Here is a 24015-nt window from a genome sequence, read left to right as displayed (position 1 = left end):
TGAATTGACGAATGGTAGCGAATACTACCCGACGTCACACCTTCAGAATGCGCTCGCCGCGCCCGATGCCCGATCCGCCGGTTCGGACGGTTTCGAGAATCGCGCTGCTGTCGATCGCCTCGATGAACGCGTCGAGCTTGTTGCTCGCACCCGTCAGTTCGATCGTGTAAGTCTTTTCGGTGACGTCGATGATGCGGCCGCGGAAAATATCCGCCAGTCGCTTCATCTCCTCACGCTCCTTGCCGACCGCCCTAACCTTGATCAACATCAGCTCACGCTCGATGTGGGCGCCCTCTGTCAGGTCGACCACTTTCACCACCTCGATCAGGCGGTTCAGATGCTTCGTGATCTGTTCGATCACGTCGTCGGAGCCAATGGAAACGATGGTCATGCGCGACAGCGAACGGTCTTCGGTCGGCGCCACCGTCAAGGTTTCGATGTTATAGCCGCGTGCGGAGAAGAGGCCGACCACGCGCGAGAGTGCGCCCGGCTCGTTTTCCAGCAAAACGGAAATGATGTGTCTCATGATGTGTTCCGCGATTTATCCAGTTTGAGCCGCCGCCCTTCCCCGCGAATCCGCGCGCCTTTTGTGGAGACGCGTGCCGCGCGAGGTCGATGCGGCGCCGTGCAATGACCGTTACAGGTCTTCCGAACCGAGCAGCATCTCGGTGATGCCCTTGCCGGCCTGAACCATCGGCCAGACATTTTCGGAAGGGTCGGTCTGGAAATCGAGGAACACCGTGCGGTCCTTCAGTCGCAGCGCTTCCTTGAGCGCGGGCTCGACGTCCGCGGTCTTTTCGACGCGGATGCCCACGTGGCCGTACGCTTCGGCGAGCTTCACGAAATCGGGCAGCGCATCCATGTACGAATGCGAATAGCGCTTGCTGTATTCGATCTGCTGCCACTGGCGAACCATGCCGAGGTAGCGGTTGTTGAGCGAGATGATCTTCACGGGCGTGTCGTACTGCTTGCAGGTCGACAGCTCCTGAATGTTCATCTGGATCGAGCCTTCGCCCGTGATGCAGACGACATCCTCGTCCGGGTGCGCCATCTTCACGCCCATCGCGGCCGGCAGGCCGAAGCCCATAGTGCCGAGGCCGCCCGAATTGATCCAGCGGCGTGGTTGATTGAAGCGGTAGAACTGCGCGGCCCACATCTGGTGCTGGCCGACGTCCGAGCAGACGAACGCGTTACCGCCCGTCAGCTCCCAGAGCTTTTCGACGACGTATTGCGGCTTGATGATCTCCGAGCCGCGGTCGAACTTCAGGCAGTTCTTCTCGCGCCAGCCTTCGATGTCCTTCCACCAGTCGGCGAGCGCCTCGGTGTCGGGGCCGTGTTCGGCGTGCTGAAGCTGCTCGATCATTTCCTTGAGCACTTCCTTCACGTCGCCGACGATGGGGATGTCGACCTTCACGCGCTTCGAAATCGACGACGGGTCGATGTCGATGTGAATGATCTTGCGCGGACGTGACGCGAAGTGGTCCGGAGAGCCGATCACGCGGTCGTCGAAGCGGGCGCCGATTGCGATCAGCACGTCGCAGTGCTGCATCGCCATGTTGGCTTCGTAAGTGCCGTGCATGCCGAGCATGCCGAGGAACTTGCGGTCGCTCGCGCGATAGCCGCCGAGGCCCATCAGCGTGTTCGTCACCGGGTAGCCGAGCAGATCGGCGAACTGGTTCAGTTCGCGCGAAGCATCCGCGAGGATGATGCCGCCGCCAGTGTAGATGTACGGGCGCTTGGCCGACAGGAGCAGCGAAACCGCCTTGCGGATCTGCCCCGAGTGGCCCTTCGTGACCGGGTTGTACGAGCGCAGCGAGACGCTCTTGATCGGTTCATACGCGCACAGCGCTTTCGACACGTCCTTCGGAATGTCGATCAGCACGGGGCCGGGACGGCCGGTGCGCGCGATATAGAAAGCTTTTTTGACGGTCGATGCGAGATCGCGCACGTCCTTCACGAGGAAGTTGTGCTTGACGCAGGGACGCGTGATGCCGACCGTGTCGCATTCCTGGAATGCGTCCTGGCCGATCGCGCCCGTAGGCACCTGACCGCTGATGATGACCAGCGGGATCGAGTCCGTGTAGGCCGTCGCGATGCCGGTCACCGCATTGGTGACGCCGGGACCCGAGGTCACGAGACACACACCGACCTTGCCGGTCGACCGCGAATAGGCGTCGGCCGCGTGAACGGCTGCCTGCTCGTGGCGCACGAGGATGTGGTCGATCTTGTCCTGCTTGTACAGCTCGTCGTAGATGTAGAGTACCGAGCCGCCGGGATAGCCCCAAATGAATTCGACTTGCTCGTCGGCGAGCGCCTTCATCAGCACGGTCGCGCCGATGGACTGGCTGTTCGAGCCTTGAGGGTCAGATTCGGGTGTTGCGTTTGGTGTAGGGGAAACCGACGTGGAGAATTCCGCGCTGGGCATATTCATCATTCACCTTTCGAATTTTCGGCAAAAAATTGATCGGGTGCTCTCTGCCGGGCTTGTGGCTCGGGTTCAAGCGGCGCGTCCAGTTGACAGATGAGCCTCATGGGCCACACCTGAATTGAGACAGGTCACTTATGTTGCGAACCGTCGAAGATAGCGGGTCGCGCCCTGCCGGTCAAGCAAATCTTGCCGCATCGCGCCGGGAAATTACGTCGCACGCAGCGCCACGACAGGTTTGCGCCGGTTTGCGAACGTTTGCACCCTGTTTTGTATCCCGATTGCAACGAGGCGAACAGACTGGTGGCGGTTGCGATGCCCCGCCAGGCCGGCATGCGGACGTGAAGCGGACGTGAAGCGACAGCGATTGCCAACACCTCGGGCACCCCCCAAATCCGGCGACACGAACGACCAGCTACCCTGCCGACCCGAAAATTTGCTAGCATCCGCGAGTTTTACGACATTTTTCAAACGATTACGCGTACGCTGGTAGCGGCGCCCTGCAACGGATGGCATCAGACAAGGAACTTGCCGACTTCCTGGCGGGCGTCGAAAGGCGCGCGTTCAAGCAGACGGTCTACGCCGTGCGGGACGATGACGCCGCGCTCGACATCGTGCAGGACGCGATGATCAAGCTCGCGGAGAAATATGGTGACCGGCCCGCGGCCGAACTCCCACTCCTGTTCCAGCGCATCGTCCAGAACACGACGCACGATTATTTTCGGCGGCAGAAAGTACGCAATACGTGGGTGAGCCTGTTCTCGTCGCTCGGCAACGCCGAGGACGAGGACTTCGACCCGCTCGAAACCTTCGAGGCGGAGCAGGGCTCAGCCGGCGCCGAGAGCAGCGAGCAGCAGTTCGAGCGGGCGCAGGTGCTCCAGCTGATCGACGATGAGATCCAGAAATTACCGACACGTCAACGGGAGGCGTTCCTGATGCGTTACTGGGAGGATATGGATGTCGCCGAGACCGCCGCCGCTATGGGCTGCTCCGAAGGCAGCGTGAAAACGCACTGCTCGCGGGCTACCCACACGCTGGCACAAGCGCTCAAGGCAAAAGGAATCACGCTATGAGTTCCGCTCTCGAAAACACAGAACCAGAGTTCGTGCGGGAGCTGCGCCGCGCGCTCGACGAGAGCGCAGCCAGCTTGCCCGCATCCACCACCGATCGGCTCGCCATTGCGCGCCGTACTGCGCTCGCCCACAAGAAGAGCGAAGCCGAGCCCGTGTTCGTGCGCACTCCGGTGTTCGCGCCCGCAGGCATGCCGGCCGGTGGTATGTCCGCGCCTCGCCGCCGTTCGCGGCTCGCGCGCTTCGCGCTCGCGTGGCCACTCGCAGCCCTGGTCGCGGGGCTCTTCGCCATCGCGTATTTCGAGGATCAGCAGCGCACCGCTGAACTCGCCGATATCGACGCCGCCATGCTGAGCGACGAACTGCCGCTCACTGCGTATCTCGATCACGGTTTCAACGCGTACCTGTCGCGTTCGCACTGACCGGGAGACTCGCGGGGTGAGTTACAAGCGCGGCCTGGCCGTAGTGACTGGATCGGTGATTGCGGCACTCGTGTCGTATGCGGCGACCTACCCGCGCTTTCATCCCGGGCATGCAGCTGCAACTGCCCCCGACACGGCGGCCAGCGGCCCTTCCGTCGAGACTTCGATCACCACGGCGTTTACGCCGCTTCCCGGCAGTGACAGTCCGCTCGCCTGGGCGCGCCTCTCGGACGCTCAACACACCGCGCTCGCCCCGTTTGCGCTCGAATGGGACAAGTTCAGTGACGAGCGTCGGCGCAAATGGCTGAAGATCGCCGCGAATTACCCGAAAATGTCGCCCGAAGCGCAAAAGCGCCTGCATGAACGGATGACCGAGTGGGTCCGCATGACACCCGATCAGCGCCGCGTCGCACGCGAGAACTATCAGGTCTCCAAGACGCTGCCGCCGCAGGCCCGCCAGCGTGCATGGACGGACTACCAGCAATTGCCTCCTGACCAGAAGGCGCGTCTCGCCGCGACGGAGCACAAGCGCCGCACGGTCATCAGTGCACCGCCGACAGGCGGCAAGCGCGAGATCCGCGACATCGAGCGCCTCGTCGATGAGCGCGAGCGCCGCCGTCAGCAGCACGCGCCGACCTCTCTGCCGGCATCCGGCCCGGTGGCCACACCCGGGACGTCCGGCGCAAAGAATGCGCCGGTAACGGCCTCGGCGGCTGTTCCCGCGCCGGCCAGCTTCGTCCCGGCAACGCCGATTCCCGCCCCGCCAGCCGACACGCCCGCACTGTACAAGGGCTCGTAAGCCGCCTTTCCCCGCGACAAACCGCTTATGCCGTTTCGCCGGTATTCGCGCTTATCCTTACAGCGCTCCTCCCCTATTCCGACGCCATCGTGACCGAACGCGCTCCCGCTACCGCTGCGCAAGCCAGCCCGACCACCCCGCAGCCAGGCGTCACCACGCCGTCCGTACTCCCGCCCGCCTCGATCCGCCGCCGCCTCGCCGCACTCGTGTACGAAAGCGTGCTGCTCTTCGGCGTGATCTTTGTCGCGGGGCTCGCGTTCAGTCTAGCCATGCAGGCGCGCAATGGGCTCGCCTACAATCACCTGATGTCGATGTGGATCGCACTCGTCGCGGGCATGTACTTCGTCGGGTTCTGGCATCACGGCGGACAGACGCTGCCGATGAAAACCTGGCGCCTGCGCGTGACCGGCCCATTCGGGACACCGCCATCGCTCTCGCGCGCAACGATCCGGTATCTCGCCGCCTGGCTCTGGTTTCTGCCGCCGCTTGCGCTGCGCCCGCTCTTCAATCTCCCCCTTGCGCACACACTCGTGGCCGAAGCCGTGTGGTTTTCGCTCTGGGCCGCAAGCGCCTGTTTCGTCGCCGATCGCCAGTTCCCTCACGACCGTATCGCCGGCACGCGCATCGTCGCGGTGCCGCGCTGAGCGCCTTCACGCCCAGCCAGTCAACGGCAGCCGGTGCCCGCACGCGAGTGGGCACCGCCGCCCCTGTCGCAGCAACGCCACAGGGCAGGACTGCGTAACAAGACCTTCTTGTGACTGTCACGGCACGGTCACGACCACATGGCGCAATGCTGGCATTACAAACACGCCACGTGAACCATGGCCCAAAAGACGTCCGCGACCACACTATTCCGGCAGACCACCGGAGCGGCCACCGACCCCGTCGCCTTTCAGCCCGGCCCCGGTGGCATGTCATTTTCAGCGTCGCCGCCGTTGCCGCTGCACCCGGGCGGATCCGATGGATCCCACGGCTCTCACGACGACGAACACCCCTCCCCGCACCGCTACCGCACCATCTGGCTCTCCGACATTCACCTCGGCACGAATGGCTGCCAGGCGAACTATCTGCTCGACTTTCTGCGTCACAACGAATCGGAGTATCTCTACCTCGTCGGCGACATCATCGACGGCTGGCAGCTGAAAAAAGGCTGGTACTGGCCGCAGGCGCACAACGACGTCGTGCAGAAGGTGCTGCGCAAAGCGCGCAAGGGCACGCATGTCGTGTACATCCCGGGCAACCACGACGAAGCGGCGCGACAGTTCACCAATACCGCGTTCGGTGACATTCACGTTCGCGAGGAAGCGTTTCACACGACGCTCGCGGGCAAGCGGCTGTGGGTTGTGCACGGCGATCTCTTCGACGGCGTGATCCAGCACGCGAAGTGGCTCGCCTATCTCGGCGACTCGGCCTATACGCTGATCCTCCTCCTGAACCGCTGGTTCAACCGGATCCGCGCGAAGCTCGGCTTTCAGTACTGGTCGCTCTCGCAGTATCTCAAGCACCAGGTGAAAAACGCCGTGAACTTCATCTCGTCGTTCGAGCGCGTCATGACCGACGAAGCGCGCCGCCGCGGCTGTGACGGCGTGGTTTGCGGTCACATCCACAAGGCCGAGATCCGCGATATCGACGGCCTGCTGTACTGCAACGACGGCGACTGGGTGGAGAGTCTCTCGGCGCTCGTCGAAACCGTGGAAGGCGAGTTACAGATCATCTACTGGACCGTGATCCAGGCCCCGCAGGCGCAAGGCACGAGCAAGAAGGCGCACGTGAGCGCCTGAAAGAGCGTGCCGCTTCGGGGCACGCGCCTCACGAAACGGCCCACGACGGGCCAGACCAACCGACATATCAGAGGGCCGACGACCGATGAAAGTGATGATCGTGACCGATGCATGGGAGCCACAGGTCAATGGCGTGGTACGGACCCTGAAGAACACGACGCGCGAGCTAACCGCGCTCGGCCATCAGGTCGATCTGCTGACGCCGCTCGAATTCCGCACGATCCCGTGCCCGACGTATCCCGAGATCCGTCTCTCGCTGTTCCCGAAGCGCCGCTTGCACGAGCGCATCGAGGCGTTCGGTCCCGACGCATTGCATATCGCGACGGAAGGCCCGCTCGGCCTCGTCGCGCGCAACTATGCAATCAAGCGCAATCTGCCGTTCACGACCGCCTATCACACGCGCTTTCCCGAATACGTGCAGGCGCGTTTCGGCGTTCCGCTAACGGCGACGTACCGCTTCCTGCGCTGGTTCCACAAGCCCTCGCTTGCCGTGATGGCGCCGACGCCTGTTGTCAAATCGGACCTCGAAAAATTCGGCTTCACGAACGTCGTGCTCTGGACACGCGGCGTGGATCTCGACATCTTCCGGCCGATGGAATCGAAGGTCCTGAATACCGCGCGGCCGATCTTTCTCTATGTGGGCCGCGTCGCCGTGGAAAAGAACGTCGAGGCGTTCCTCAAGCTCGATCTGCCGGGCTCGAAGTGGGTGTGCGGCGAGGGCCCCGCGCTCGCCGAACTGAAATCGCGCTACCCGGACGCGAACTACCTCGGCGTGTTGAGCCAGCCCGAACTGGCCAAGGTCTACGCCGCCGCCGACGTGTTCGTGTTCCCGAGCCGCACCGACACCTTCGGCCTCGTGCTGCTGGAGGCGCTCGCGTGCGGCACGCCCGTGGCGGCCTATCCGGTGACGGGCCCGATCGACGTACTCGGCACGGGCCATGCCGGCGCAATGAACGAAGATCTGCGCGAAGCGTGCCTCGACGCACTCAAGATCGACCGCGCAACGGCACGCGAATGGGCCGAGCGCTTCTCGTGGCGTGCAGCGTCCGAGCAGTTCGCGACGCACCTGAAGCCGAGGCCGCGCGCACAGATGCGGGAAACGAGCGCCGCGGCCTGAACCGGCCGCGCCCCTCCACGATGACGATGCACCGGCCCTCGACCGTGCGCCTCCCGACCGACGAGAACGAACAGGCCCAACCCGCCGGCGCGCCGCCGCCGTCGCACGTCGCTACGCCATCCGCGGAACCCGGTACGTTGCCGGACGCAGGCAGCGCAGCGGCAGCGCCGAGGACAGCGTGCGATACTGGCGCATCCGCACGCACCGCCATGTCAGCACGCTCCTCATCACCATCGCGCTCCGTCCAGCCGGTCACCACCGTGGCGTCGGAAAGGCCCGCAGCAGCGCCCCCGGACGATTTGCCGCAGCCGCCCCTGTCGTATCACGATGCCGCCGAGCCGGTCGATCCGCACGAGCCCCGCGAACCGCTTAGCCCCGACGATCCGCTCACGCCGCCGTTCAACCCGTACAAGGGCAATCGCGGCCTCACGCGCGCGTGGCACGCGCTCAAGAACTCGATCGCGGGCTTCCGGGTGGCGATCCGCGAAGAAAGCGCGTTCCGCCAGGAGTTGACGCTTGCGGCCATCCTCGTGCCGATCGGCATCTTCGTGCCGGTGGAGCCAGTGGCGCGCGTGCTGCTGCTCGGCTCGGTGATGCTGGTGCTGATCGTCGAGCTGATTAATTCGAGCATCGAGAACGCCATCGACCGCATCGGGCTCGAGCGCAACGAGCTTTCGCGACGCGCGAAGGATCTCGGCAGCGCGGCCGTCACCGTGGCATTCGTCGTGCTCATCATGACGTGGGGACTGATTCTCGTGCCGCTCTTCGGGCCACCGCTTCTGCGCTTGCTCGCCTCGCTGTAAGCTCCGCAATCCCGTATGCGCGCCGTTGCCCTGACCTGTAAGGATCGGCGGTCGGTTTATAATCGACCGATAGTCTTAAAAAAGACCAACCGCGTCCGGGCAGTCCACGCAGCAGCCGTCCTCCGGCAGCGCACGAGCCCGGCGCTCACAGGGCCGGACGACATGGAAGCCAAACCTCCCCGCCGTACACGCGAGCGGATTCTCGAATTGTCGTTGAAGCTGTTCAACGAAATCGGCGAACCGAACGTCACCACGACGACCATCGCCGAGGAAATGGAGATCAGTCCAGGCAACCTGTACTACCACTTCCGCAACAAAGACGACATCATCAACAGCATCTTCAGCCAGTTCGAGCAGGAGATCGAAAGGCGTCTGCGCTTCCCCGAGGACCATCGGGCCACCATCGACGAAATGTGGGCCTACCTGCAGTACATGGTCGATTTCACGTGGCGCTACCGCTTCCTCTATCGCGACCTGAACGACCTGCTCGCGCGCAACCGCACGCTGGAGACGCACTTCAAGCAGATCATCAGCCACAAGGTGCACTTCGCGAAGCAGTTCTGCGATCAGCTCGTGGAAGACGGCGAGATGGTGGCGACACCCGCCGAGATCGGCGTGATGTCGACCAACATCGGGGTGATCGGCACGTACTGGCTCTCATACCAGTTCGTGATGAATCCGCGCAAATACAACGAGCAGGAAGCGATTCGCGACGACCTGCACCAGGTGAGCGTGCAGATCGTTTCGCTGATGGCGCCCTATCTGCGCGGACGCGCACGCCAGCACTTCGACGATCTCGTGTCGGGCAAGCTGCCCAAGCGCGAGTTCTACGATTACCTGCCGCCACGCGACGGCACGGTAATAGCGGCCGTAGCGAAAGACAGCAAGGACATACCCGAATGAAAGCAGTCTGTGTTTATTGTGGCTCGTCTTTCGGAGTCAATCCGGCCCACAGCGAGGCCGCGAAGGCGTTCGGCCGCGCGCTCGTCGCGGCTAACCTCGGGCTCGTCTATGGCGGCGGCAAGGTGGGCCTGATGGGCGTGATCGCCGATACCGTGATGGCCGAAGGCGGCCGCGCGATCGGCGTGATTCCCGAACTGCTCGTGAACAAGGAAGTGGGACACGGGGGGCTCTCGGAACTGCACGTCGTGCCCGACATGCATCACCGCAAGAAGATGATGGCCGACCTCTCCGACGCGTTCGTCGCGCTGCCCGGCGGCGCGGGCACGCTTGAAGAGCTGTTCGAGGTCTACACGTGGGCGCAGCTCGGCTATCACCACAAGCCAATCGGCGTGCTCAATATCGATGGCTTCTACGATCCGCTCATCGCGCTGCTCAAGCACACGGTGAGCGAGGGCTTCATGCAGCAAAAGTATTTCGACCTGCTCCAGATCGACAATGATCCGGCGGCGCTGATTACGAAGATCGCGCACTACCACGCGCCCGCGCAGGACAAGTGGGCCGACATGCGCGAGAGCGTCTGAGCTTCGAACCTGCAGCAGAACCTGCATCAGAACCTGCATCCAACGGGGGCACTCCGATGAGCAAGGTTGTCCTGATCACCGGCGCGAGCCGCGGCATCGGCCGCGCAACCGCGCGGCTTCTCGGCGCGCGCGGCTGGACTGTGGGCGTCAACTATCGGCACAACGAACCCGCCGCCGACGAAACGGCGGCCGAGGTCGGCCGCGCGGGCGGCCACGCGCGCGTGCTGCGCGGCGACGTCGCGAACGAAGCCGATGTGATCGCGATGTTCGATGCGCTCGAAAATGCCTACGGACGCATCGACGCGCTCGTCAACAACGCTGGCATCGTCGCGCCCTCCATGCCGCTCGCCGACATGAGCGCCGAGCGCCTCGCACACATGTTCGACGTGAACGTCTACGGCGCGTTCCTGTGCGCACGCGAAGCGGCGCGACGCATGTCGAAGGACCGTGGCGGCGACGGCGGCGCGATCGTGAATGTGTCGTCAGCGGCGGCGCGGCTCGGGTCGCCGGGCGAGTATGTCGACTACGCGTCGTCCAAGGGCGCCATCGACACGATGACGATCGGCCTCGCAAAGGAACTCGGCCCGCAGGGCGTGCGTGTGAACGCAGTACGCCCCGGCCTGATCGATACGGAAATTCACGCGAGCGGCGGCCGCCCTGAGCGCGCCGCTGTGCTCGGCGTGCAGACACCGCTCGGGCGTCCTGGCGGTGCCGACGAAGTGGCCGAAGCGATCGTGTGGTTATTGAGCGATGCCGCGTCGTATGTGACGGGCGCGATTCTCGATGTGAGCGGCGGGCGTTGAGCGAACCCGCTGAGCGAAACTAGAACGACGAACCAGGCTCGCGCAGGAACGCGAGTTCTTCGTCGCTCGATGCGCGGCCCAATTGGGCGTTGCGATGCGGAAAGCGCCCGAACCGTTCGATGACATTGGCGTGCCGCACGGCGTAGTCGTAGTAGCCCTGACACCCCGGCTCCGCCGCGAGTTCGCCGAAAAGACGCAACGATTCCCGCTGCGCATCCATCGACTCCGCATGCTCGAACGGCATGTACGCGAAAACACGATGTTGGGGTGTCGGCAACGTGCGGTCCGCGCCGCTCGCCACGAGTTGACGCGCAACATCGAGGGCGCGTTCGTCGGCGGCAAATGCGCGTGGCGTGCCGCGATGGCAGTTGCGCGAAAACTGATCCAGCACGATCAAAAGTGCGAGCGCCCCTTCGGGTGTCCCGGCCCAGGCATCGAGTTCGCCAGCGCACGCTGAATCGAGCAGCGCGCCGAAGCGCTCGCGCAGTAGCGCGTCGAATGCCTCGTCCTTGTAAAACCACATCTTGCGAGCCTGGCCGTATTCGGACGAGCCCGGCTCGCCGAACCAGAAGTCCAGCACATCGCGCGGATCATGCGCGGCGGCCGTCATGCCAGCTCCAGCACGAGACGGCGCGTGCGCGCGCTCTTCTTCTCCAGCTTCGCAACGCGCAACGCACCGATTTCCCGCGTATTACGCACGTGCGTGCCGCCACACGGCTGCAGATCCACATTCTCGATGCGCAGGAGCCGCACGCGACCGAGGCCCATCGGCGGCTTGACGCTCATCGTCCGAACGAGTTCGGGACGCGCGGCCATTTCCTCGTCGGTGATCCATTCGGTTTCGACCGCATGGGCACCTGCCACCAGTTCCGCTAGCCGCGACTCGACCATGTCGCGCTCGATCGGCTCGACCGTCGCGAAATCGATACGTGCGTAGTCGGCCGTGATGCTGCAGCCGTCGACGGGATACGGGAGCACCGCGCACATCAGATGGCTCGCCGTGTGCAACCGCATATGACGGTGACGCCGCGTCCAGTCGATTTCAGCGCGCACCGGCTCGCCCGCGCGCAAGCGCGCGATCAGCGCCTCCTGGCCCGCAGCGGGTACATGCAGTGCGTCGTCGGGTGTGGCGCCTTCGAACTTCGCCTTGCGCGTGTCGGCGATCTCGATGCGTGTGCCGTCCGCCAGCACCAAGGCACCGGTGTCGCCCGCCTGACCGCCGCCGAGCGGATAGAAAATGGTCTGGTCGAGGCGTACGCCGTCCTCGCCCACCGCGACGATCGTGGCGTCGCAGTGCGTCAGATAGGCATCCTCGCGAAATAGCGCCCGGGTGGTGGTCATGCGATCTCCTCGTCAGCCTGCCGAACGGCCATTATGGACGTCGCACGGCGCATCTTGAAAATCAACCGCAACGCCCCGCTGCCGGACTGTACCGGGCCGCCAACCGGGCCAGTTGGGTCGGGTAAAGCTCAAGCGGGGTTTGAGCGAGGATCCGGCGAGGATTGTGCGTGGCTCAGCCGGACCCTCCCGTGCAAGGCTTCAGCCCGGACGATTGCGCATCCAGTCGGCCGTATCGAAGAACGAATGCACGAGGCGCTCGCGCAGCGGCTCGGGCAGGCCGACTTCTTCCATCGCCCACGCCATGCAACGCACCCACTGGTCGCGGTCCAGTGATGCAATCGCGTACGGCATATGCCGCGCGCGCAAACGTGGGTGGCCAAAGCGCTCGACGTAGTGGTCCGGGCCGCCAAGCCAGCCGCAGAGGAACCAGAAGAGCTTGTCGCGCGACCCGTCCAGTGTGGTCGGATGCATCGCGCGAAGCTCCTTGAATTCGGGTTCGAGGTCCATCAGGTCGTAGAAACGGTCGACGAGTTCGCGCACGCGCGCCTCGCCGCCGACAAGTTCAAAGGCCGTGGGTTGCTGCGGCGCTTCGTCGGCTGGATCAGTCATACGGAAAATCGATGCGAAAAAACGTTTGGAACAGGTCCGGCGCACCAACGCCGGACCCAGAACATCAATTCTCGCATAGCGGCGCACCGCCACTCATCGCGGGCGCGCCAACACCCGCTTTGCGTTGTCGATCGTCAGAAGCACCGGCTCGCCCGCCCGAACTGGCCCCGACGCCGGCGCGTCGAGCCGCGCGATGACGACCGCACCCGCATCGGTACGCACGGTCGCGAGGTGGATATCGCCCGCCCCCAGCGCGCCCACACGATGACGCACCACCGTGCTTTCCTCGGTCACCCCCGAGGGTGCGTCTTCATCCCTCCAGTCGGCCGCGCCGCAGCGCGGGCAGCGGTAGCGCGCCGGAAACAGCGCTTCGCCGCAAGCGCGGCAACGGAAGATCGTCAGTGTCGTCTCGCTCATGCTGATTGCCTTTCCAGTACCACCGCATTCGCGCACATGCCGTAGCGGTACTGCACCATGCCGTAGCCGCTCACGAGCGCGCGCCGTGCGCCACGAACCTGGCGCGCGCCTGCGTCGCCCTGCAGTTGCACGATCGCCTCGACGAGCCCGTGCATGCCGCCCGCCGCCCCCGCCTGCCCCGCCGAAAGCTGTCCGCCCGACGTATTGACCGGCAGCGCGCGCGACGCGATGCGCCCGATCAGCGCGCGCAGGTCGCCATCGGGCGCAAAGCCGAGATCGGCGAGCTGGATCAGCGTCATCACGGGATAGTCGTCGTAGACCGACACCACGTCCATGTCCGCCGCGCCCATGCGCGCCTGCGACCACAACGCGGGCGCCAGCGTGGCGAGTCCCGTGCGCAGACCGTCGCCAGCCTGGTGATCGGGGTTGTAGCAGCATTGCAGTGCGCGCACGTGTAGCGGCGTCGTGCGCGCGCTGCGTGGGAGCCGGTCCGCACGGGCCACGACCACCGCGTTCGCGCCGCACACCACAGGCACGCAGTCGAAACGGCCGAGCGGGTCCGCGACGCGCGGCGCGGCGAGATAGTCGTCGAGGGTCAGCGGCGTGCGGTACACCGCACCCGGATTCAGCGACGCCCACTCACGCTGCGCGACGCACAACGCGCCGTAATCGCGCGCGTCGAGCCCGTGCCGCTCGGCGTGCCGATTCGTCAGCATGGCGAACAAACTGTTCGGCCCGCCGTTTTCCAGCGGGCGCAGATACGTGCGCGTCGTGAGGTTGTAGTGCTCGACGAGTTGCTTGAAGTCGGCGGCCTCGAAGCGGTCGCCGGAAAGCAGCACGATCACCGAAGCATCGCCGTGTTGCACCGCGCGGATCGCGTGCTGGAGCATGTTGATCGCGCTCGCGCCGCCGTGGCAGTCGTCCATGCACCAGCGCGGGCTGATGCCGAGCCGCCACGCCATGTCGATGGCGTGATCGGGCGCGAGCGTGAACGATGCCACGCCCAAACCGTCGACGTCTCGCGCTGAAAAGCCCGTTTGCGCGAGCGCTGCGTCGAACGCCTGCGCGAGCAGATCGCCCGTGGTGTGTTCGGGCGCCTGCCGGCGGTACGGCACTTCGACGCCGCCCGCAATCACGGCGCCATCGAAATCAGCCGCCATGACGCCTCCCTGCGCCGCGTGGCGCGCGGTCCGTGTGTTTCCGGTTGCACAAGCAGGACGCGCGGCCAATGCCACCGTTTCCGCCCTTCATTTCGTCTGCCTTCATCCGTGTCTTCCCAGGGTTTGCATCGTGTGCGCCGCGTGAACCGCCGCCGCCTTGACAGTCGATTAATTTCATTATCCAATAAAACCCATGAAATTTCATATTTTCCAACCTAAAGGGTTTACGCGCATCGCGCCCCATCCTCGATGATTGGACCACGCAGTATCGCCCGCAGCAGACGGGCAGGAGACGCCCCCATGAATTCTCGCCGACCCGTTGTCCCGCAAGGAGCCTCCGCATGAGCGCCCCGAGCGTTACCGATACCTTCGATGTCGTCGTCGAGACCGTGCAGACCCTCACGCCGCACGTCACGGCATTCCGCCTGCGCGCAGCCGATGGCCGCGCGCTGCCGGGCTACACGGCGGGCGCGCATATCCGCGTGCAGGTGCAGCCGGAGCGTGCCGCAGACTGGCGCGCCTATTCACTCGTCGACTTCACGGGCGACGCCGCGATATCGCAAGCGCCCGATCACTACCTGATCGCGGTCCGCCGCGAAGACACGGGCACGGGCGGCTCGCGATGGATGCATGAAGCCGTGCGCGCAGGTAGCACGCTGCGGATCACGCCACCCGCCAACGCGTTCGCGCTCGGCGCGTGCGACGACGCCGTGCTGATCGCAGGCGGCATCGGCGTCACGCCGATCGCGTCGATGGCCGCCGCCCTCGCCGCGCGCCAGCATCGGTTCACGCTGCACTACACGGGACGTGCGATCGCGCAACTGGCATTCGTCGACGAACTGCGCGCAGTCACCGGAAAAAACCTCCGTCTTTACGGCGACGACGAAGTGCATGAGGCGAATCGCTTCGATCTTGCGCGCCTCTTCGACACGCTTCGCCCCACGCAACCGCTCTACGTCTGCGGTCCGCAAGGACTGATCGACGCGACGATCGCGCTCGCCACCGCACGCGGCTGGCCGCGCGACGCGATCCGCTCCGAGTTGTTCGCTGCGGCCGCGCCACAAGCTGGCGACACCTCATTCGAAGTCGAACTGCGTCAGTCCGGCGTGACGCTGGCCATCGCACCGAAACAAACGATTCTCGACGCCATGCTCGACAACGGCCTCGATCCGCTCTACGACTGCAAGCGCGGCGAATGCGGCGTGTGCGAAGTGGGTGTGATCGAAGGCGAGGTCGACCATCGCGACTACTGCCTGAGCGACAGCGAAAAGCGCGCGGGCAAGGTGATGCACATCTGCGTGTCGCGCGCATGCGGATCGCGGCTCGTTCTCGACGCGTGACGACGCGCGCCCTCACGTCCTCACGTCTATACACGCCCCATTCAAGCCCAGGAGACCCTCATATGCCCCGCTACCGCGAAGACGACAGTGCGCTCGCCGCGCTGATCGAACCGGACCAGGTTCATCGCGACGTCTATCTCGACCAGGAAGTCTTCGATCTGGAAATGGAGCGCCTCTGGCGCCGCACGTGGGTCTACGCGGGGCACACGAGCCAGGTGCCGAACGCCGGCGACTACCTGACCGTCGACATCGCGGGCGAGCCGCTCGTGATGGTCCGCGAGAGCAACGGCGGCGTCCGCGTGCTCAAGAACCGCTGCGCGCACAAAGGCGCAAAGCTCGTGAGCGCGCGCGAGGGCAATACCGGAAAATTCTTTCGCTGTCCGTACCATGCCTGGACCTTCAAGACCGACGGCAAGCTGCTTGCGATTCCGCAAAAGAACGGTTACGAGGGCACGCGTCTAAAGGAATGCCCCTCGGGACAAGGCCTGCACGCGGTCGCAAACGTAGCCACGTATCGCGGTTTTGTGTTCGTGCGTCTTTCCGACGATGGTCCGACCTTCGAGGAATACTTCGGCGACTCGCTTTCGTCCATCGACAACATGGCCGACCGCTCGCCTGAAGGCGAACTCGAAATTGCGGGCGGGTGCCTGCGCTACATGCACAACTGCAACTGGAAGATGTTCGTCGAGAACCTGAACGACACGATGCATCCGATGGTGGCGCACGAGTCGTCGGCAGGTACGGCGAAAAAGCTCTGGGAAGGCAAGCCGGCTGACGAACCGAAGCCGATGGCGATCGAGCAGTTCGTGCCGTTCGTCTCCGATTACGCCTTCTTCGACGGCATGGGCGTGCGCGTGTTCGAGAACGGCCACAGCTACACGGGCGTGAACTTCTCGATTCATTCGAGCTATTCGGCGCAGCCCGAATACGAGCAGAAGCTCATCGATGCGATGGGCGAGGAGAAAGCGAAGTCTGTGCTCGGCACGGCGCGCCACAACACGGTCTACTACCCGAGCCTCACGATCAAGGGCGCGATCCAGGCGATCCGCGTGGTGCGCCCGATCGCGGCAAACAAGACGCTGATCGAATCGTGGACGTTCCGCCTGAAGGGCGCGCCCGACGCGCTCCTGCAACGCACGCTCACGTACTCGCGCCTGATCAACTCGCCGATGTCCGTGGTCGGTCACGACGACCTGCACGCGTACCGCGGCATCCAGGAGGGCCTCGAAGCGAGCGGCAACGACTGGGTGAGCCTGCACCGCGACTACCGCGCCGGCGAAGAAGACCACCGGGACCAGACGGTAAACGGCACGAGCGAAATCTCGATGCGCAACCAGTTCCGCGCGTGGGCGCGCTACATGACGCCGCAAGGCACGAAATGACGACGAGGACGAACGCAATGATCCACTCACCCGATTCAGCACTGCGCGAGGCGTTGATCGATTTCGTCTACCGCGAGGCGCGGCTCCTCGACGAAAAAAACTTTGACGCGTGGCACAACCTGTTCGCGGAAGACGGCCTCTACTGGATTCCGCTGGTGCCGAACCAGCAGGACGGCCTGAACCATGTATCGCTGATGTATGAGGACCGTTTGCTGCTAAAGCTGCGCATTGAGCGCCTGAAAGAGCCGCGCGCGTTTTCGCAGCAACCCGAAAGCCGTTGCCAGCATGTGCTGCAACGCCCCGAAGTCGAAGCGGCGGAAGGCGAAGCAGGCTATCGCCTGCGCACGCCGTTCTTCTACGCCGAAGCACGCGGCGACGAGCAACTGATTTTCACGGGCGTCGTACGTCATCACCTGGTCGGCGAAAACGGCGCATGGCGCATTCGCGAGAAACGCATCGACCTGCTCAACTGCGATGCCGCGCTGCCATCCGTGCAGCTTTTCATGTGAGAACGATGGTGACTTCCAGTTCAATCCAGTCCGAAGCGTTGCCGTTCGAATCCGTCTACGCCGCGTTCGCCGCGAGCGCGGCACAGTACCCCTGTCACGATTTTCTCGTCGTGATGCCCGAAACCGCGCAGATTTACGGCATCGAACCCGGCGTGCTGCGCTACGGCGAAGCGCTCGCGCGCATTGGCGCGCTGGCCGCGCGCTATCGCGCGGCGGGCTTCGGCCTCGGTCATCGCGCCGGGCTGATGCTCGAAAACCGCCCCGCGTTCTTCCTGCACTGGCTCGCGCTGAACGCGCTCGGCGTTTCCGTGGTGCCGCTTTCCACCGAGTTGCGCGCAGCCGAACTCGAATACATCACCGGCCATAGCGAACTCGACCTCGCCGTCGCGCCCGCCGCGCGCCACGCCGAACTGCGCGCGGCAGCCGTCGCGGCACAGCGCACCGTAGCGCTGTGCGAAGCCGACGCTCACGAAACACCACGCGCCGCGACGCCACCTCGCGATGGAAAGCCCGATGGCGACACCGAATGCGCGTTGCTCTACACCTCGGGCACGACGGGCCGCCCGAAGGCCTGTGTGCTGCCGAACGAGTACTTCCTGCTCGCGGGCGTCTGGTACAACCGCATCGGCGGACTGTGTGCGCTGCGCCCCGGCGCCGAACGTCTCATCACGCCACTGCCGATGACGCACATGAATGCGATGGCGTACTCGACGATGGCGATGATCCTCGCAGGCGGTGCGATCGTGGTGCTCGACCGCTTCCATCCGCGTTCGTGGTGGGACAGCGTGCGCGCGGCGCGGGCGACGGTGATGCACTACCTGGGCGTGATGCCCGCGATGTTGCTCGGCGCCCCCGAACACGCCGACGACCGCCGTCACGACGTGCGCTTCGGCTTCGGCGCGGGCGTCGACAAGACCTTGCACGCGCCATTCGAATCGCGCTTCGGCATCCCGCTCATCGAAGCCTGGGCGATGACCGAAACCGGCGCGGGCGCGGTCGTGATCGCCAACCGTGAACCGCGCAATGTCGGCAAGTCGTGCTTCGGACGGCCCGAGGCGGCGCTTGAAGCGCTTATCGTCGGCGACGATGGCACGCCGGTTGAGAGCGGCACGCCCGGCGAGTTGTGGGTGCGCGCGAGTGGTCCGCAACCGCGTCGCGGCTTCTTCCGCGAATATCTGAAGGATGCCGAAGCAACTGCCGCAGCATGGGAAGGCGGCTGGTTCCACACGGGCGACATCGTTCAGCAGGACGCGGACGGCCAGATGTATTTCGTCGACCGCAAGAAGAACGTGATCCGCCGTAGCGGCGAGAACATCTCGGCAGTCGAAGTCGAGAGCGTGTTGCGCAAGCATCCGTGCGTCGCGGACGTCGCCGTGGCCGCCACACCCGACGCAGTACGTGGCGACGAAGTGCTCGCGTGCGTGGTCCCGCGCGAGCCGCTCGATGACGGCTCGCTCGCCTCCACCGCCGCCGCGCTCACGCAGCTTTGCCTCACGCGCCTCGCCTATTTCAAGGCGCCTGGCTACGTCGCATTCGTCGATGCCCTCCCGCTCACAGGCACGCAGAAGGTGCAACGCGCGGCGCTCAAGGATCTGGCGCGCACGCTGCCCGGCACGCCGCGCTGCGTCGACACGCGCGCGATGAAGAAGCGTCAGGACTGAAATGACGCCACCGATCCCCGAACCCGAAGGAAACACGATGAACCGCGCAGCCATCGTCACCGGCGGCAACGCCGGCATTGGCCGGTCGATTGTCGAGCATCTGCTCGAAGCCGGCTACGAAGTGATTTCGCTCGACCGGCGCGGGGACGCGCCGGGACATTCGCGGCTTCATACGGTCGAAGTCGATCTGACCGATGCAACCGCGACGCGCGAAGCCGCCACCGAGGTCGCCACTCGCTACGCACCCACGACGCTGATCCACAACGCGGGCGTGATCCGCCCGGCGCTGTTGGCCGACGTCGCGCATGACGATCTCATCGCGCTCACGAACCTGCATCTCGGCGCGAGCGTCGCGCTCGCGCAAGCCATGTTGCCCGCGATGAAGGCGGCGCACTTCGGACGGCTCGTGCTGATCTCATCGCGTGCGGCATTGGGGCTGGCGACTCGCACGTCGTATTCGGCGACGAAGGCGGGCATGCTCGGACTCGTGCGCACGTGGGCGCTCGAACTGGGGCCGCTCGGCATCACGGCGAACGCAATCGCACCAGGCCCGGTCGAGACCGGCATGTTCCACGAGATCGTGCCCGCCGATAGCCCCAAGGTCGCGCAGATCGCAGCGGGTATTCCGGTCGGACGGCTCGGCCGCCCCAACGACATCGCGCGGGCCGCCATGTTCTTCGCGTCGCCGGAAAACGGCTTCGTCACGGGACAGACGCTCTATGTGTGCGGCGGGACCAGCACGGGCAGCCTCGCGCTTTGAAGATCTGAAGCGCTAAAGGGCGGGCGCTTAGGCACGCCCCGCCCGCCCTTTTCTTTTCGCGCGCGCATCGAACTGCGCGCGACTTCACTCCGAATGCTGCGCGATCAGCTGCCGCAGCACATCGACGAAAACCTTCGCCACCTCGGGCGAAAACGGCAGCAGCACGGAAGCCTCGTGTTCGAGCGCGAGCGCAATCAGTTCCGCCGCGAGCTTCGCGCCTTGCGGCGTGAGCGCCACGAGCGTGCGTCTGCGGCTCGCCGGGTCCTCCCTGCGCACCACGAGCGCGCCCGCCTCCATCCGGTCGATCAGTTTGCTGACGGTCGGCTGCTTCGCGAGGACTAGGCGTCCCAGATCGCCCACTGGCAGTGGACCATCGTAGAGGCACGCCAGCACGCGCCATTGCAACGCGGGGATCTTTTTGCGCGCGAGCGTCGCGTGAAATTCGTCGGAGATGAGGCTGCTCGCGCGCGCGAGCAATGCGGCGAGATAGGTGTCGAGGAAGCGCATCGGCGCGGTTCCGGCATCTTGTTGGCCCTGCAGGGCGGCCGCGTTCGAGCGGCGCGGCTTGATCGTGTCGGCGGTCATGATATGGGTGTCGAGGACCCCGGCATCATAAGGCGAAACACGCGCGCGCGACTACGTGTTATCCGCAAACTCCGCGCTCACGCGTCGCGCAATGATTGCAGCGCCGGGCGCGACAGCACGTGCCGCAGACTGATCCAGCCGCCGATGCCCGCGCACGCCACACCCGCCGCGATGCCAACCGGCACAAGCCACGGATCGAGCGGCAGATAGAAGTTGAACACGCGCGTCGCGAGCACCGAGCCCACCGCCTGTGCGCCGATGGCCGCCATGAGCCCCGCAAGCGCGCCCACAGTGACGAACTCCGCCACCTGCACCGCGCGTACCTGTTCGCGCGACGCGCCCAGCGCGCGCAGCAGCGCGGACTCGGCGCTCCGCTCGTCGCGCGTGCCCGCGAGCGCCGCGTAGAGCACCAGCACGCCCGCCACAAGCGTGAAGAGAAAGAGGAACTGCACGGCGCTGATCACCTGTTCGAGCATGCGCTGGATCTGCGCGAGGATCGGTGCGATGTCGATGGCTGTCACGTTCGGGTATTGGGCCACGAGGCCGTCGACCACACGGCGCTCCGTCGCGGGAAGATGGAAGCTCGTGATGTACGTGGCCGGAAAATCGCGCAGTTGCGCAGGCGGCATCAGCACGAAGAAGTTGACCTTGAACGAACCCCAGTCGAGCTTGCGCATGCTCGTCACGGGCGCGGTGACTTCGAGGCCCGTCACGTCGAACTTGAGCACGTCGCCGATCTTCACGCCGATCAGCTTCGCGAGCCCCTCTTCGATCGAAATGTGCGGGTCGGTCGTTTCGCCGAACCAGGTGCCTGCGACGATGCGGTTATCGCCCGGCAGTTGCGTCGTGTACGAGAGGTTGAACTCGCGGTCGACAAGCCGCCGCGCGTCCTCGCTCTTGTACTGGGCAGGGTCCACCGGATTGCCGTTGATCGAGATGAGCCGACCGCGCACCATCGGCGCGAGTTCGACGTCCCCGATGCCGTGCGTGCGCAGCCACGCGGCCACGGCGTCGTGCTGGTCGGGCTGGATGTCGATGAGGAATTCATTCGGCGCGTCGGGCGGCGTCGATTTGCGCCACCCGTCGATCAGATCGTTGCGCGTCATCGCAATCAGCAAGAGGCACATGAGCCCGATGGCGAGCGCGGTGATCTGCAGCGCGCTCGCGCCTGGCCGCCGCTCCAGCGACGCCAGCGCATAGCGCCAGCCGACGCCCGCGCGCACGCCGCCGCCGAAGCGCTCGCTGCGCGACACGCGCGCCGCGCACCAGAGCGCGAGCCGCGCCACGCACGCGAACACGAGAATCCCGATCGCAAAACCGCCCGCAACGATGCCGCCGAGCTTCAGCTCGCCTGCCGCGATCACGAGCAGCCCTGCAAAGAGCGCGATACCGACGCCATACGCGAGCCACGCCGTGCGGCCCGCATCGCCCCACTCGCGGCGCAGCACGCGCACGGGCGGCACGTGAGTGAGCGGCAAAAGCGGCGGCAAGGCGAAGCCGAGCAGCAGCACGAGCCCCGCCGCGATGCCTTCGAGCGCGGGAAGCGGTCCGGGATATGGCAGCACGACATTGATGAGGCTACCGAGCCACGCAAGCAGCGCGAGATGCCCCGCATAGCCGAGCGCCACGCCGACCGCACCACCCACGAGCCCGAGCCCCGCGAATTCGAGGATGAATAGCGAGCGCAGCGTGCGCTGGCTTGCGCCGAGGCAGCGCATCGCCGCGCAACTGTCGAGATGACGCCGCGTGTAACGGTGAGCGGACATGGCGATCGCGACGGCCGCAAGGAGCGCGGTCAGCAGCGAAACGAGCGTGAGGAAGTGCCGCGCGCGGTCGAGCGTCTCGCGCACCTGCGGCTGGCCGTCGTGCAGCGATTCGAGCGCGACGCCGCGCATCTTGCCGTCGTCGACGCGCGCATGTGCCCACGCGGCGAACTGGGCGACGGCGGGATCGGCGCCGGCGACGAGCAGCCTGTACGTCACGCGGCTGCCGTAGCCGATGAGGCCCGTGGCGGCGAGTTCGTCGGCGCGCATCATGAGGCGCGGCGAAAAATTGACGAACGAGAAGCCACGGTCGAGTTCGCGCGTGATGACCGCGTCCACCGTGAAGCTGCGCGCGCCCACCTTCACGGCGCTGCCGACGTGAAGCTTCAGCGCGTCGAGCAGTTCGTCGTCGACCCAGACCGTGCCGGGCGGCGGAATGCCTTTTGCCTCGCGATCGGGCCCGCCGGGCGCGGACGCGATGCGCAGCGCGCCGCGCAGCGGATACTCCGCCGACACCGCCTTGATCGCCGCCAGACGGGAGAGCGGCTGGCCGTTGCCGCCATCGGCGCCGACCATGCTCGGGAAGATCGTCGTGCTCGCCGTGGCCAGCGCGAGCGACTGCGCCTCGCGCGCGAACATCGGATCGACGGGATGATCCGCGCGGACGATGAAATCCGCCGCGATCATCCGCCGGGCATCGCGCTCCAGGCCGCGGTTCAGGCGGTCGGCGAGAAAGCCCACGCTCGCGAGCGCGGCGACGGCCAGCACCAGCGCGAGCAGCAGCATCGTCAGTTCGCCCGCGCGCCAGTCGCGCGCGGTCATGCGCGCGGCGAGCCGGACGAGGTCGAAACCGCCGAGGGATTCACGCGGCTTCGTCGCACCGGGCCGCGGCAGGCCGGTGCCGCCGTCGCCGCGGGCGGGCTTGCGGGTGGATGAAGAACGTGCGGCGCCGCTCAATCGTGATGGCTCCGCAGCGACAGGCGCGAAACCATGTGCGACGCCATCCCGCGAAAGCCGCCCTGCACGCCGCGCCACAACCGCGGCAGCGCCCAGGCGGCGAGGCACAGGAACGCGACCAGCAGGACGAGGAACAGGATCGGCAGGAAGAACGACATCAGAACGCCGACGAAGGTCAGACCGTCCTCGGCGGTCGACGTGACGACGTTCGATACCGGTTCCGGCGAAAGATTGATGAGCGCGCGCGTGCCGGCCTTGGCGAGATGCGCGGTGCCTGCGAGCGTGCCGCCCGCGAGCGCGGCCACCGTGAGCAGGGCCGGATCAGCATGCCCCATCGCACCCACCGCGAGCAACGCGCCGGCCGGGATGCGGATGAAGGTGTGGATCGCGTCCCAGAGTGAATCGACTGCGGGGATCTTGTCGGCGAGAAATTCGAGCACCGTGAGCGTGCCCGCGGCGCCGATCACCCAGGGGGAAGCCAGAACGGCAAGCGTATCGGGCAGATGAATCAGGCCGAAGCGCTGCAACACGCCCGCCATGAGTACGGTGAGGTAGAGGCGCAGCCCGCTGCCCCACGACAGGCCCGCTGCTAGCGAAAGGGGTTCCACGATGGCTGCCTCCTGTCGATCCGGGTTGGTGCTTTGGCGCTTATTCTGATCCCTGCAACGCTGACGCAGCGCGGCCGGACGCTATTGCGGCACCAGTCCTGGACCGTCCCTGTACGTACCCGGACCCCGGGGCGGCTAACGCTAACCGCGCTACCGGCGCCGCCAGCTATTGAGACACAATGGCTCCATTATAGTCACGCCGATCGTGGCACCCCCCGT

Annotated in this window: 25 protein-coding genes; 15 read left to right on the top strand and 10 right to left on the bottom strand. The window is 65.5% G+C overall.

From position 1 onward, the window contains the following. Positions 1 to 34: 34 nt before the first annotated feature. A complete protein-coding gene (ilvN, locus tag D1Y85_RS06180) occupies positions 35 to 526 on the bottom strand; it encodes an acetolactate synthase small subunit (protein WP_124150149.1) in 492 nt (163 codons plus the stop codon). 111 nt (positions 527 to 637) lie between these two features. Further along, the gene (locus tag D1Y85_RS06175; RefSeq protein ID WP_124150218.1) at positions 638 to 2431 is read right to left on the bottom strand and encodes an acetolactate synthase 3 catalytic subunit; all 1794 of its coding nucleotides are present in this window, start codon (positions 2429 to 2431) and stop codon (positions 638 to 640) included. 503 nt (positions 2432 to 2934) lie between these two features. On the opposite strand from D1Y85_RS06175, the gene D1Y85_RS06170 reads away from it, so the two are divergent. The 10 genes from D1Y85_RS06170 (at position 2935) to D1Y85_RS06125 (ending at position 10704) form a co-directional block, all read left to right on the top strand. After that, the gene (locus tag D1Y85_RS06170; protein ID WP_124150148.1) at positions 2935 to 3498 is read left to right on the top strand and encodes an RNA polymerase sigma factor; all 564 of its coding nucleotides are present in this window, start codon (positions 2935 to 2937) and stop codon (positions 3496 to 3498) included. Continuing rightward, positions 3495 to 3917, top strand: coding sequence for a DUF3619 family protein (locus tag D1Y85_RS06165; RefSeq protein WP_124150147.1), 423 nt, complete (start codon positions 3495 to 3497; stop codon positions 3915 to 3917). The genes D1Y85_RS06170 and D1Y85_RS06165 overlap by 4 nt, the downstream gene beginning before the upstream one ends. A gap of 16 nt (positions 3918 to 3933) precedes the next feature. Beyond that, positions 3934 to 4716, top strand: a complete 783-nt coding sequence (locus D1Y85_RS06160) for a DUF3106 domain-containing protein (protein ID WP_124150146.1) — start codon at positions 3934 to 3936, stop codon at positions 4714 to 4716. A gap of 182 nt (positions 4717 to 4898) precedes the next feature. After that, positions 4899 to 5360, top strand: coding sequence for an RDD family protein (locus tag D1Y85_RS06155; RefSeq protein ID WP_246024805.1), 462 nt, complete (start codon positions 4899 to 4901; stop codon positions 5358 to 5360). 177 nt (positions 5361 to 5537) lie between these two features. Continuing rightward, positions 5538 to 6497 (top strand): UDP-2,3-diacylglucosamine diphosphatase, encoded by a 960-nt coding sequence (locus D1Y85_RS06150; protein WP_124150144.1) that lies wholly within the window; start codon positions 5538 to 5540, stop codon positions 6495 to 6497. 85 nt (positions 6498 to 6582) lie between these two features. Beyond that, positions 6583 to 7614, top strand: a complete 1032-nt coding sequence (locus tag D1Y85_RS06145) for a glycosyltransferase family 4 protein (protein ID WP_124150143.1) — start codon at positions 6583 to 6585, stop codon at positions 7612 to 7614. Positions 7615 to 7823: 209 nt separating this feature from the next. Further along, positions 7824 to 8417, top strand: coding sequence for a diacylglycerol kinase (locus D1Y85_RS06140; RefSeq protein WP_124150142.1), 594 nt, complete (start codon positions 7824 to 7826; stop codon positions 8415 to 8417). 162 nt (positions 8418 to 8579) lie between these two features. Then, positions 8580 to 9320, top strand: a complete 741-nt coding sequence (locus D1Y85_RS06135; RefSeq protein WP_124150141.1) for a TetR/AcrR family transcriptional regulator — start codon at positions 8580 to 8582, stop codon at positions 9318 to 9320. Further along, positions 9317 to 9901, top strand: a complete 585-nt coding sequence (locus tag D1Y85_RS06130; protein WP_124150140.1) for an LOG family protein — start codon at positions 9317 to 9319, stop codon at positions 9899 to 9901. Before D1Y85_RS06135 ends, D1Y85_RS06130 begins: the two co-directional genes overlap by 4 nt. Positions 9902 to 9957: 56 nt before the next feature. Next, entirely contained in the window at positions 9958 to 10704 is a 747-nt protein-coding gene (locus D1Y85_RS06125; RefSeq protein ID WP_124150139.1) for an SDR family oxidoreductase, read from the top strand. Positions 10705 to 10723: 19 nt separating this feature from the next. Here the strand turns inward: D1Y85_RS06125 and D1Y85_RS06120 are convergent, their stop codons facing one another. The 5 genes from D1Y85_RS06120 to D1Y85_RS06100 form a co-directional block, all read right to left on the bottom strand. After that, positions 10724 to 11314, bottom strand: a complete 591-nt coding sequence (locus D1Y85_RS06120) for a DUF924 family protein (protein ID WP_124150138.1) — start codon at positions 11312 to 11314, stop codon at positions 10724 to 10726. Next, positions 11311 to 12045, bottom strand: a complete 735-nt coding sequence (locus D1Y85_RS06115) for an alanyl-tRNA editing protein (RefSeq protein WP_124150137.1) — start codon at positions 12043 to 12045, stop codon at positions 11311 to 11313. The genes D1Y85_RS06120 and D1Y85_RS06115 overlap by 4 nt, the downstream gene beginning before the upstream one ends. A gap of 198 nt (positions 12046 to 12243) precedes the next feature. After that, on the bottom strand, positions 12244 to 12654 hold the full coding sequence (locus D1Y85_RS06110) for a group II truncated hemoglobin (RefSeq protein ID WP_124150136.1): 411 nt from the start codon (positions 12652 to 12654) through the stop codon (positions 12244 to 12246). A gap of 93 nt (positions 12655 to 12747) precedes the next feature. Beyond that, entirely contained in the window at positions 12748 to 13071 is a 324-nt protein-coding gene (locus D1Y85_RS06105; RefSeq protein ID WP_124150135.1) for a Zn-ribbon domain-containing OB-fold protein, read from the bottom strand. Further along, entirely contained in the window at positions 13068 to 14231 is a 1164-nt protein-coding gene (locus D1Y85_RS06100) for a thiolase family protein (protein ID WP_124150134.1), read from the bottom strand. Before D1Y85_RS06100 ends, D1Y85_RS06105 begins: the two co-directional genes overlap by 4 nt. Before the next feature lie 341 nt (positions 14232 to 14572). Here D1Y85_RS06100 and D1Y85_RS06095 point away from each other — a divergent pair, with 341 nt between their 5' ends. The 5 genes from D1Y85_RS06095 (at position 14573) to D1Y85_RS06075 (ending at position 19883) form a co-directional block, all read left to right on the top strand. Beyond that, positions 14573 to 15571, top strand: a complete 999-nt coding sequence (locus tag D1Y85_RS06095; protein WP_124150133.1) for a PDR/VanB family oxidoreductase — start codon at positions 14573 to 14575, stop codon at positions 15569 to 15571. A 62-nt stretch (positions 15572 to 15633) separates the two neighbouring features. After that, positions 15634 to 16953 carry an aromatic ring-hydroxylating dioxygenase subunit alpha gene (locus tag D1Y85_RS06090; RefSeq protein WP_124150132.1) on the top strand — a complete coding sequence of 440 codons (1320 nt, stop codon included), beginning with the start codon at positions 15634 to 15636 and terminating at the stop codon, positions 16951 to 16953. 17 nt (positions 16954 to 16970) lie between these two features. Then, positions 16971 to 17462 carry an aromatic-ring-hydroxylating dioxygenase subunit beta gene (locus D1Y85_RS06085; protein WP_124150131.1) on the top strand — a complete coding sequence of 164 codons (492 nt, stop codon included), beginning with the start codon at positions 16971 to 16973 and terminating at the stop codon, positions 17460 to 17462. Positions 17463 to 17467: 5 nt separating this feature from the next. Then, positions 17468 to 19123, top strand: a complete 1656-nt coding sequence (locus D1Y85_RS06080; protein WP_124150130.1) for an AMP-binding protein — start codon at positions 17468 to 17470, stop codon at positions 19121 to 19123. A 37-nt stretch (positions 19124 to 19160) separates the two neighbouring features. Continuing rightward, positions 19161 to 19883 carry an SDR family NAD(P)-dependent oxidoreductase gene (locus D1Y85_RS06075; RefSeq protein ID WP_124150129.1) on the top strand — a complete coding sequence of 241 codons (723 nt, stop codon included), beginning with the start codon at positions 19161 to 19163 and terminating at the stop codon, positions 19881 to 19883. Between the two features lie 84 nt (positions 19884 to 19967). Here the strand turns inward: D1Y85_RS06075 and D1Y85_RS06070 are convergent, their stop codons facing one another. From D1Y85_RS06070 to D1Y85_RS06060, 3 genes are all read right to left on the bottom strand, one after another. After that, complete coding sequence (locus tag D1Y85_RS06070) at positions 19968 to 20468, bottom strand: MarR family winged helix-turn-helix transcriptional regulator (RefSeq protein ID WP_124150128.1); 501 nt, start codon at positions 20466 to 20468, stop codon at positions 19968 to 19970. Positions 20469 to 20545: 77 nt separating this feature from the next. After that, the gene (locus D1Y85_RS06065; RefSeq protein WP_124150217.1) at positions 20546 to 23053 is read right to left on the bottom strand and encodes an ABC transporter permease; all 2508 of its coding nucleotides are present in this window, start codon (positions 23051 to 23053) and stop codon (positions 20546 to 20548) included. Between the two features lie 131 nt (positions 23054 to 23184). Continuing rightward, positions 23185 to 23799 carry a DUF4126 domain-containing protein gene (locus D1Y85_RS06060; RefSeq protein ID WP_124150127.1) on the bottom strand — a complete coding sequence of 205 codons (615 nt, stop codon included), beginning with the start codon at positions 23797 to 23799 and terminating at the stop codon, positions 23185 to 23187. Between the last annotated feature and the right edge of the window lie 216 nt (positions 23800 to 24015).

This window comes from Paraburkholderia dinghuensis (assembly GCF_003837865.1).
GTDB classification, from domain to species: domain Bacteria; phylum Pseudomonadota; class Gammaproteobacteria; order Burkholderiales; family Burkholderiaceae; genus Paraburkholderia; species Paraburkholderia dinghuensis.
The sequence above is the reverse complement of the archived record's forward strand: the minus strand, read 5'-3'. Positions and strand labels throughout refer to the sequence as shown.

Bases quoted from the DNA above. Each gene is read 5' to 3' on its own strand.
- D1Y85_RS06130 (WP_124150140.1), top strand. From the start codon at position 9,317: ATGAAAGCAGTCTGTGTTTATTGTGGCTCGTCTTTCGGAGTCAATCCG.
- D1Y85_RS06100 (WP_124150134.1), bottom strand. From the start codon at position 14,231: ATGGCGGCTGATTTCGATGGCGCCGTGATTGCGGGCGGCGTCGAAGTG.
- D1Y85_RS06075 (WP_124150129.1), top strand. From the start codon at position 19,161: ATGAACCGCGCAGCCATCGTCACCGGCGGCAACGCCGGCATTGGCCGG.
- D1Y85_RS06110 (WP_124150136.1), bottom strand. From the start codon at position 12,654: ATGACTGATCCAGCCGACGAAGCGCCGCAGCAACCCACGGCCTTTGAA.
- D1Y85_RS06070 (WP_124150128.1), bottom strand. From the start codon at position 20,468: ATGACCGCCGACACGATCAAGCCGCGCCGCTCGAACGCGGCCGCCCTG.
- D1Y85_RS06145 (WP_124150143.1), top strand. From the start codon at position 6,583: ATGAAAGTGATGATCGTGACCGATGCATGGGAGCCACAGGTCAATGGC.
- D1Y85_RS06080 (WP_124150130.1), top strand. From the start codon at position 17,468: ATGGTGACTTCCAGTTCAATCCAGTCCGAAGCGTTGCCGTTCGAATCC.
- D1Y85_RS06085 (WP_124150131.1), top strand. From the start codon at position 16,971: ATGATCCACTCACCCGATTCAGCACTGCGCGAGGCGTTGATCGATTTC.
- D1Y85_RS06165 (WP_124150147.1), top strand. From the start codon at position 3,495: ATGAGTTCCGCTCTCGAAAACACAGAACCAGAGTTCGTGCGGGAGCTG.
- D1Y85_RS06170 (WP_124150148.1), top strand. From the start codon at position 2,935: ATGGCATCAGACAAGGAACTTGCCGACTTCCTGGCGGGCGTCGAAAGG.
- D1Y85_RS06065 (WP_124150217.1), bottom strand. From the start codon at position 23,053: ATGACCGCGCGCGACTGGCGCGCGGGCGAACTGACGATGCTGCTGCTC.
- D1Y85_RS06135 (WP_124150141.1), top strand. From the start codon at position 8,580: ATGGAAGCCAAACCTCCCCGCCGTACACGCGAGCGGATTCTCGAATTG.
- D1Y85_RS06115 (WP_124150137.1), bottom strand. From the start codon at position 12,045: ATGACCACCACCCGGGCGCTATTTCGCGAGGATGCCTATCTGACGCAC.
- D1Y85_RS06090 (WP_124150132.1), top strand. From the start codon at position 15,634: ATGCCCCGCTACCGCGAAGACGACAGTGCGCTCGCCGCGCTGATCGAA.
- D1Y85_RS06175 (WP_124150218.1), bottom strand. From the start codon at position 2,431: ATGAATATGCCCAGCGCGGAATTCTCCACGTCGGTTTCCCCTACACCA.
- D1Y85_RS06095 (WP_124150133.1), top strand. From the start codon at position 14,573: ATGAGCGCCCCGAGCGTTACCGATACCTTCGATGTCGTCGTCGAGACC.
- D1Y85_RS06105 (WP_124150135.1), bottom strand. From the start codon at position 13,071: ATGAGCGAGACGACACTGACGATCTTCCGTTGCCGCGCTTGCGGCGAA.
- D1Y85_RS06140 (WP_124150142.1), top strand. From the start codon at position 7,824: ATGTCAGCACGCTCCTCATCACCATCGCGCTCCGTCCAGCCGGTCACC.
- D1Y85_RS06120 (WP_124150138.1), bottom strand. From the start codon at position 11,314: ATGACGGCCGCCGCGCATGATCCGCGCGATGTGCTGGACTTCTGGTTC.
- D1Y85_RS06125 (WP_124150139.1), top strand. From the start codon at position 9,958: ATGAGCAAGGTTGTCCTGATCACCGGCGCGAGCCGCGGCATCGGCCGC.
- ilvN (WP_124150149.1), bottom strand. From the start codon at position 526: ATGAGACACATCATTTCCGTTTTGCTGGAAAACGAGCCGGGCGCACTC.
- D1Y85_RS06150 (WP_124150144.1), top strand. From the start codon at position 5,538: ATGGCCCAAAAGACGTCCGCGACCACACTATTCCGGCAGACCACCGGA.